General features: G+C 38.3%; 5 protein-coding genes. All 5 read right to left on the bottom strand.

The window, feature by feature from the left end:
* Positions 1 to 378: 378 nt before the first annotated feature.
* Complete coding sequence (locus tag ES765_RS17030; protein ID WP_249356559.1) at positions 379 to 1,464, bottom strand: glycosylase; 1,086 nt, start codon at positions 1,462 to 1,464, stop codon at positions 379 to 381.
* A gap of 273 nt (positions 1,465 to 1,737) precedes the next feature.
* Positions 1,738 to 3,378, bottom strand: a complete 1,641-nt coding sequence (locus tag ES765_RS17025) for an MGH1-like glycoside hydrolase domain-containing protein (protein WP_212744255.1) — start codon at positions 3,376 to 3,378, stop codon at positions 1,738 to 1,740.
* Positions 3,379 to 3,657: 279 nt separating this feature from the next.
* Complete coding sequence (locus ES765_RS17020; protein WP_138115547.1) at positions 3,658 to 5,727, bottom strand: glycoside hydrolase family 127 protein; 2,070 nt, start codon at positions 5,725 to 5,727, stop codon at positions 3,658 to 3,660.
* A gap of 12 nt (positions 5,728 to 5,739) precedes the next feature.
* Complete coding sequence (locus ES765_RS17015; protein ID WP_212744254.1) at positions 5,740 to 7,869, bottom strand: beta-L-arabinofuranosidase domain-containing protein; 2,130 nt, start codon at positions 7,867 to 7,869, stop codon at positions 5,740 to 5,742.
* A gap of 43 nt (positions 7,870 to 7,912) precedes the next feature.
* Positions 7,913 to 9,961: a glycoside hydrolase family 127 protein gene (locus ES765_RS17010; protein ID WP_138115546.1), complete on the bottom strand. Its 2,049-nt coding sequence runs from the start codon at positions 9,959 to 9,961 to the stop codon at positions 7,913 to 7,915.
* Positions 9,962 to 10,007: the final 46 nt, after the last annotated feature.

The following is a 10,007-nucleotide window of genomic DNA, read 5'->3' as shown; positions in this document are numbered from 1 at the left end:
ACTGAAAGCTATGGCAAAATACAAATGGTACTTATCAAATCTGGTCGCTTTTATAAGACTCAACCTTTTTGTTAAGGTAGACCTCCAAAAATGGCTCGACCACCCTTTTCAAGACCATCCGCCGCCTAAACAAAATATCGTACAGGGGGTTCTATTCTGAAAAAAACCAAAACGGTAGCTTTAGGTCAATGAAAACAGTAAAGTTATTCATTCTTGAAAACGTTTAGGACAGGATTGGTTATAAATAAAGCATAGCACGTAACCGATTGCAGTTATAGAACCGGTAGATAAGTTAGTAAACCTTTTAACCGGACAGTATTTACACTAATAATGAATTAAAATCTAAAATTACACTCGGAACAACCCCGTTTACTATATTTATTTATCACCATTTCTCTTGTCGTGTGATGTTGCTAACGCTATCACTCTACCTTCCGAACCCACAGCATTATAAAAGTGATAAACAACTCCATCCCACTTTATTACCCAAGGTTTGTGAGCATAAGTTTTATCATACTCTTCTGAAGGAGCCACAAGGTCCTCTCCTGTCCAATCTGTCCAGTTTATTAAATCATAAGAAGTAGCAAATCGTTCAAAACCGCCTGGTTTCCAAAATGCACCAAAATAAAACATAACATAAACATCACCAATCTTTGTGATTTGTGCATCTCCGCAAATACCGTTCTCTCTAGTAATAACAGGGTTTTTTCCGTAACGTTTCCAAACTTTCATATCGTTGGAGACGGCCATTCCAATACTTTCGTAATCACCTTCCCCTTTCGCATTATAGTACATAATAAATGGATATCCAGTATGTTTTTCGGTATCACGAAAAACCAAACTTTTGTATATTGTTTTATTTTCAAAGCTTCTTACATCTTTATCTTCTGGAGATAAGAGAGGTGTATTCTTTGTATTCCATTCATGTACTTTAGTTAAAGTAGTGGTATTGGCCAAACCTATTTTTAAAGTCCCGGCCTCATATCCTATTGTGCTTCCACCTAGATAGGTCATCCAATAGTTACCTTGGTATTTCTCTACTGAATAATCACCTCCCCAATCTATGTCTACGAGTGCAACATATCCTGCTTTTTGATTAGCGTCCCACGTGTTTTCTGTGAACGACAATATTTTACCTTTTGATTCCCAATTAAGCAGGTCTGCACTTAGAGCTAGCCAAGTTTCATACCCTTGGCCATCATAGATAATGTAAGTCATAAACCAAGTATCATTCTCTCGAAAAATGGTTGGCGAGTCTATCATTTTAGTAGTGTCCGGGTGCTGAAATACAATACCATATTTATATGGTGTTTTAATCTCTTCATAAATTTTCTGCATTACCTCATCAGAAACAGTTTTGTCTAATTTTTCCTTTGTAACCCCGCAAGACATTAATGATAGCATTAGAACTGTAATGAAGAAAAAACCCTTGAGCATCGTGTGAATATTTAAATAATGTTTCATTTTAAAATAATTTTAATCATTTATTTAAATTTTTGAATATTTACTTCAATGATGAAGCCTTCCTTTTCCAACACAATGGAAACAACAAACAAAACGGGGAAACCAAAATCTTGAATTTTCTCAACAGATGACTGTCACGAACTAATCAATCATATAGTACCCTTCAAGAACAAAAAGAAATTCATTAAACCGCGCTTTAATTTTCATTATAAACCTCAAAATCAAGCAAGCCCTTTGAAAAAATAGAACGGTACAAGAATTCCACTAGTTTGATTAAATTTTTAATTTAATCAACTCAATCCCATTTGAGGTATGAATCTGCTTACCGTTGTAAATAATCTGAAAACCAATACCCCTATTGTATTTTGTTCCATTCTTATCCCATATAATTGTCAGCTCTTTTCCATGATAATTTATCCTATCTAAACAAAACCAATCCCAGCTATCTGGTACTAAGGGTTTGATTACAATACTTCCGTCCATTTGGGGTTTGAAGCCAATTAAGTCGTTTATGACTAAATCACAAAAGCCCGAATGATTATAGTCCTTACCCCTTTCTTCTCCACCTTTTTCTTCAGACCATGTGCCATTTTCCCATGTTTTTAAACGGGTGCGCGAAATCCAATCGCCTGAAAACGGATTTATATTCTCATCAATCCACATTTGCGTATCGCCGTTCTCCCAAGTTATTTGATGCGCTGCAGCATACTGTTTCAGTAGTTGGAAATAATCGTTTTTTGAAAGACTGCCATTGAACTTATAGTTGTTCAAAAAGTTGGAAAAACTTTTTAAGGTCTGAGTAGTTGCAAAAGGCCATGACGGACCGTTCCATTGGCATTCATGCCCTTCATACTTTATTTGAAAATACGGATGTGACCGCTCAACCGTTGTAAGGCCATAAGGGGCTGCAAATGCATTAGTATCCAACACTTTTTCCCATGCTTTGACATATTTGGAATCATCTTCCGGTAAATTAAAATACCAAGGAGTGTATCCAATCAGTTCGCGTATATTTATAGGCTTATCCTTATCGGAGTAATCTCGGGGAAGAATGGTAAAAAAATTCAACGAATCGTTCCAAAGCCTGTTTTCTACTAGTTCCTTAATTTGCTTCGCCTTGTCCTGATATGTCTGAGTCAAACTTGAATAATCAAAAAAAGTGGCTAACTCTGCAATAGCCTTAGCATCAGCATACATATAACTGTTGATTGTGGGCCTTGCCGCCAAGGAAGAAAATTTTTCTTCACCATTATTAATAATCCTACCTCCAGAGCTTAGTTCCATCCCGTCCATATTATCATTTTGCCAAAATAAACGATTAGAGCCATCGCGGCGTTCTTTCTCCCAAGCACTGTAGTTATCAATAAGTAAGGGAAATTGTTTTTTTAAAAAAGCAGTATCATTATGCACCTTGCCAAACGCCCAAGTGGCATTGGAGACCCAAAAACTATATTTACGCACATTATCAGCCTCATTGAGCCAATAATTGATATAGTCTTTTATATAAATATCATCTCTTAACCAACGGCCTTCAAAAATATGATATGCTGCGGGGCAATTGATGGTATTGTACTTTCCAGACCAAGGCACCTCAGGAAGAAACTCCGTAATCACAAACCCGTTCGGGGTCTGTTTAATGTGCTTTCTGAAGGTCCACCACCTGAAATAATAGGTTTTTTGGATGATGCTATCGGGAATATCCAATAAAGGAATGTTCTTTTCCAAAAATGGAATAACTTCGGCGTTTGTTACGTACTGTTTGTAAAGCTCATCATCCTTTTCATTGAATTGTGAAAAATAATGGGCATAATCTTGAAAAGATAGAACCGGTGATTCCACCTCATCTCTATCATCACATGCAATTATACTCAACGTTATACACATTATAGCGACTGCTTTGGGATATTTCAACATTACTTTTAAATTTTTATTTGAACTTTTGTAAAGACATTAGATTGGTAAATTAACTCATCTCCATAAAGGATTTGAAATCCTCTCCCTCATTTATATTTTAAATCTACTGTGTCCCATAATCAAGTTAATTCTTTGTCATGATACTTTATCTTTTCCAAGTAAAACCAAAACCAAACATCGGAGACCAATGGCACTAACTTTACACTTCAATAGAATTAAGGTTTAAAATCAATGGGACCATTGATCACTAAATCTATAAATGTGAATGGTTATATGCTTTTATGGTTTTTTTATGTCTTTTGGAAACCAAACAATCATTGATGAATCACCGCGATTGTTCCACGCATAATAGGGAATCAAGGTCATTTTTTCTTCCATCACCATATTTCCTTCATTTGACTTTACGGGCAAGGATATTTCAGTGATATTATTCATTAATCCATCGGACATGGTCTCAGTCTGCATGCTTTGGGAGGTTGGTAGTTGATCAATAAAAAAACGTTGTACACTTCCTGAGTTATCAACCCCTTCGGCACAATACACCAAAGGTCCCCTTGTGACCGCTATTCGATTTCGGTCGGCTTGGACCTGCTCTATGGCCTGGTTGAACTTTACAGGCATGGGAAGTTTAAGTTCTACCAAATCCTTTGGTGCCCACGTTCTATTAATAGTAGCAAAGCCCTTCTCCATGATTATGGGTTCGGATTTCCCATTTACCTTAAGGGAAAATCCCTGTTTGTTCGGTTCGGTATAGCTGTATAGCAATCCAGGAACAAATTTGTCTTGGGCCCAAGTTGGAATTCGTAACCTCAGCGTGAATTCTTGCTTCTTTTCTGGGTTCAATTCCAGCGTGACATTACCCTCAAAGGGATAATTTGATGTTTGATGCAAGTTGACCTTACCATCCTTTAACGCAATTTCCGTATGATTGCTAGCATACAAGGTCACATAAATATCATCGTCAGTGTGGGCATACATCATACCACTGACCTGTGGTAATAATCTAGCGAGATTAGATGGACAGCAGGCCGTGCCGAACCATGGGGCGCGTCCTGCTTTTCCTTGGTTAAAAGGAGTTGTACCATCGGATTCCAAGGGATTTACATAAAAGAAACGATTGCCGTTCAGGTTCATTCCTGCCAAGGAATTATTGAACAGGGCCACCTCCGCCACATCCATATATTTGGCATCTCTATGTTCCAAGAACATTCTATGATTGAAAAGTACGTTACCCACAGCGGCGCATGTTTCATTATAGGCTTCCTTGTTGGGCAGCTCATATTCCGCACCAAAACCTTCGATACCATGAATGGCGCCCAAACCTCCTGTAATATGCATTCTGGTATCCACAATGTTCTGCCATATACTATTTAGTGCGTGGTCATACTCCTTATTATTGGTCAAAGCCCCTACATCAGCCATTGCTGCGTACATATATGCGGCCCTTACGGCATGCCCGACCGCTGTTGTCTGCTCAGATACCGGTAAATGCTGTTGGGCGTAGGTCGGTGCCATTACACCTTCGCCTTCCGGAATAAAGGTTTTGCCACGAATATCCAAAAACTTTTTTGCCATGTCCAAATACAACTGTTTACCTGTAGCATGATTAAGTTTTACTAAGGCAATTTCTAATTCTTGGTGCCCTGGTGCTTGATTAACAGGTTTACCATCATTATAGTTGGAATCTCCTAAGAAAAAAACCTTGTTGATATGCTGTGCATTTTTCTCGGCAATTTTTAACCACGTATCTTTTCCAGTTGACCGGTAATATGCAATTGCCGCTTCGTACATGTGCCCCATATTGTAAAGTTCGTGACTGTGAAGCACATAGGAGTACGGTTTGTCCCCCATCCCGCCTCCGCCCCAATGGTCATGGTCTTTTGAAACCCCGGTAATGTGGGCCTCGTATAAGTAGCCATCTTCTTGCTGCGCATTCCCTATGATATCTATAATCCCATCCAGACGTTTTTCCAATTCTTTATTTGGATTTTCCATTAAGGATAGTGCGGCCCCTTCCATCACTTTATAAAGGTCCGAAGCAATATAACGATGTGGAAAAGGTAAATCCGTAGTATCTCCTTTTAAAAATTTAGCTGTCTTTTCTAAATTTTCAACGGCTGGCATTGTCTTGTCCAATGCAAAAGGTACCAGGGTATCCGCCTGAATCTTTAACCTTGGTTTCCAAAATTTATCCTCCAAGCTTACCTCATTGAACAGTACCGCCTCAAGATGTTCTTCCGTAACTTGGTGCAGTACTTCTGCAGATTTGGAAGATTTCTCGCCACAGTTGAGAAAAAATAGACAAAATGCCAATAATCCCGCAGTCTTCCTCCTTTTTCTAAAATCCATATTTATGGTTAATTAATTGATAGTATACGTTGGAAACTGGGAAATCCTTAATGTGGTGCAACCATAAGGAACCAAGCTGATTTCTTGAATGTTGCCCGTGGTATCTCCTGAATATTTGCCCCAAAAACTCGGGAAATAAGGAATTCCGCTCACCGCTTTCCATTCGGGCACTTTCAAACCTTTCATTTTTAAGGTAATGGGGGCATTTTCTAGATTCCAAGGATAGCTGCCATCCCATGAATTTTCCACAACCTCTACAGAATTCGGAATATTATCCAATTCCTTTTGTATCAATCCAAAATTCCAAGGCTCTTTTGGGAACACCTCTGTAAATTCTTTATACCCATCGCCTCTATCCTTTGATTTTTCCTCAGCTACAACTTTTAGGGCATATACTAATGGTCCTCTTTCTACGGCCGTCGATAACTCATACCATTTTGAAGTAATAATTTCCATAGGAAGGTTTAAAACGATGTTATCACCATTTTCCCATTCTCTATACAATATGGCCACTTGGTCTTTGATATTAGTTTCCGCTTTTTCTCCGTTGATGGTAATGAACGCTCCTTTTGCCCAAGATGGAATACGTAAATGAAATGGAAAACTTGTGTTTTCTTTTAGTCCAAACTCAAAATTCACGGTTTCCCTAAATGGAAACCCAGTGGTTTCCTTAATTTGTAATTCGATGTTATCCGCAACCTTCAGTGTAACAGAGCTTGGAGCATATTGCAGAGCAGCCACACCACCATCGGGAGTAGCATAAAACAAGTTCTGAACAAACTTTGGCCATGATTGGTGCATATTGGTAGTGCAACAAGGATAGCCCGAGACCGTGCCGAAGACGAAATCAGTGCCTTTATGCCCATTGCTCTGAAAAGAGACATCCATACGGTCACTAATCTCTATTTGATTTGCTGCCTGGAAATACTGTCTAGAACTATAATCATCGGACGCCTGCGTCGGCAATGCGTTATAGGTAATCTTCTCCAATAAATCAGCAAACTCCATGTCCCCCGTAATTTTTATCATGGTCTCCAAGGAAAACATCTCTTCAGATATTGAACAAAACTCCACTCCCTGTATCGGGTTCGCCCCGTGAAGAGGTTCGTCTCCACCATACATTCCTTGCGCTTGACCGTGATACTTTTTAATATCTTTAAGCGCTTTTTTAACAGCAACTAAATGTTTTGGATCTTGATCTTTTTGGTAAGCCACTATTGGTTCTTTAAGACCTTGTGCGAAATTAACAGTATGAAGACCACCAATTTTTGAGACTGTAAGATTATTTATTTCGGTAGAATCAAAGGGATAGCTCTTCAATTTATCATAATACCATACCTCGGTTGGATCATAATAATTTTCTTCATTAGAAAAAATAGTGGTCCATGGAAATGTCTGCTCTTGAATTATATCCCCCAAATCTAACAGGAACTCATCGCCTGTAATATTATACAGCCAATATACCACTTGCAAGTTGTCTCCGCCCCTTCTATTTGCCCAGAGGGTCAATTTATCCAAGGGTGTGGTTGGAAGTTCCTGTAATTGATATTTAAAATATTTGGTCAGTGTTTCAATTACACGTTGGTCACCTGTAGCGTTATAATATTGCTTTAATATTTTCAACATGACCATTTTGGGCCACCAATCAGTTCGCTGGCCCCTCTGAAGCCCTTGTTCATAGTCTGGTTCCTCTTCGAAAGGAATTGGTCCAATATAACCGTCTTCGGTTTGATTGTTTATAGTCCAGTTTACCCACATTTGTGCTTTTGCCTTTAATTCGGAATCATCCAATATATAGGCAAGTGGCAAAAGTCCATCAATCCAATAGGGTCCCCGCTCCCAACCGTCACCATCGCCGCCAAGCCAACCATTACGAGGTCCTACCACCTCCGGATAAATTTCATCCAAATTACCCGTCATTCCGTCGGCCATCCTCCGTAATTGCTCTTTTAACCATCCGTCTGGTTTGATAGTGCCCAAAGGCAATTCCAAATAAGATGATTCTTTTAACGGAGCCTTACTTGTTACATAATTAGAAGTTATCTTACTAGACTCGCTATCTGCTATATTATCGCCTGTTTCTTGTTGTTTACAGGAAAATAATATACCGCAAACCATAAATAAAATTTGAAATTTTCTCATGTGACATTTATTAAACTTATTTACCGATATTTTGATCCATTTACTATTTTGAATTTATCCAAACGGCCATTTCTCCCATTTTACGATGTGCCCAAGCGAAATAAGGAATGGCAGTAAAGCTCCCTTTAATATTACCTTTCAAGGTTTCACCTTTAATCTCTCCAATTCCGTTTAGTAAGGATTGATTGAATGTGTAATCCAAAGTGGTTTCTTTCGGAACCAAAAGGGAAAGTACCCCGCTAGGATTGTCCACCTCTTCTGCACAATATACCAATGGACCCCTTTCAAAGGCTATTTTACCGGTATTGGCCTCTACTTTTTCATTGCTTACCACTTTTCTTGCTTCCATGTCAAAATGGATCTCAATAGAATCTCCCTTTTTCCATAGTCTTTTGTTCAAATCAATGTAGCCGTTAGAAATGGCTATGTTTTGTTCCTTTCCGTTCACCGTCAGTTTTACACCGAGTTCCTTTTTGTCTAAATAGCTATATAAATCTCCTGGCAATACTTCTCCCCGAACCCAACCTGGTACTCTTATTTTAAATTGTGCATCAACCCCCTTGTTATTATTAAAGGAAAATGCAACATCCCCGTCCCAAGGGTAATTTGTCTTTTGATTGATCAACAATTTTTTTCCGTTTACATCCAATTCGGCCTCATTTCCGATAAATAGGTTAATATATACTTCCTCTCCCTTGGCTGCATAAATATAACCTGGTAAAGATGGTAATAATCGCACTACATTAACAGGACAGCAAGACGTGTTAAACCATGGTGAACGGCCACATACCCCTTGATTAAATTTATAAATGCCATCTGATTCTAATGGATTGGGGTAAAAGAATGTATCTCCCTGAAAAGATACCCCAGCGAGAAAACCGTTATATAAGGTTCTTTCAAATACATCCATGTACTTCACATCTCCTTCCAAAAGAAAAAGTCTATGGTTCCAAAACATCATGGAGATAGCAGCACAAGTTTCTGTGTAAGCGGTGGCATTGGGTAGTTCATAATCAGGTCCAAAACCTTCATGTTGTCGTTCTGCACCAATACCTCCTGTTAAATAGGTTTTGGTGTGAACAATATTATCCCATATATCATGTAATGGCTCTTTGTACTCATCAGTACCTAAAATAGCAGCAATATCAGTAGCTCCGGCATAAAAATAGCCCGCTCTTACGGAATGCCCTACGGCCTTATTCTGTTCTACAAAGGGTGCATGGTCCTGAGAATAGGTGCCAAATAACTCATGACTTTCTTTATTTCCGCGTTGGTCAATAAAAAATTTCGCTAAATCTAGGTATTTATTGTCTTTGGTAACACGGTACAGTTTAATTAATCCTATTTCAATTTCCTGATGTCCCGGAACTCCCATATTTTTTCCTGAACCGAAAACACTTGCTACTAAATCGGCATTCTTTATTGCAACATCTAATAAATTGCGTTTCCCAGTTGCTTCATAGTGTGCAACAGCACCTTCGTACAAATGACCAACATTATACAGTTCATGATAAGTTTCCAGGTTGGTCCATCGCTCTTTTCCTCCTTCATCGGCTGCTTTCGTAGGATCAATAGTTCTGTTCGTATACAAATAGCCATCATCTTCTTGCGCAGCCGCAATTTTAAAAATTAAATCATCCAAAAACTGTTCTAGCTTTTCATCAGGATTAGCTTGTAATGAATAACTGGCCCCTTCAATAATTTTGAATACATCAGAATCGTTAAAAAAAGTACCTTCAAATTCTCCTTCTGTAATTCCACCTGCCTTCTCAAAATTACTTATTCTCCCCGTTTCCTCGCTTTTTTTAAATGTGAACGGAACGGTAACTTCCCGATTCGTTTCCAAACGCTGCTGCCAAAAGTTATCGACTATTTTAACACTTGTAAAGGGTATCGGTTTAATGGGGTAATCCTGTTTAGTATTCTGTGCATGTGTTTGAAATGAAAGAAACATTACAATAATTAATCCCGACAAAAGATTATATGATTGGTAGATTTGCCTAGAATTTTTTTGAGCTAACGCACCGTATTCTTTATATAACATATATATCTTCCATTTAATAACAACACTTTTAAAATTTATACTTTTCATAATACTAGGTTTAAATTTACACTTCTTTTAGTTACTACTTAAATTA

Origin of the sequence: Maribacter sp. ACAM166 (assembly GCF_005771495.1) — a bacterium.
GTDB lineage: Bacteria > Bacteroidota > Bacteroidia > Flavobacteriales > Flavobacteriaceae > Maribacter.
This window is presented reverse-complemented; position numbering and strand designations above follow the sequence as displayed.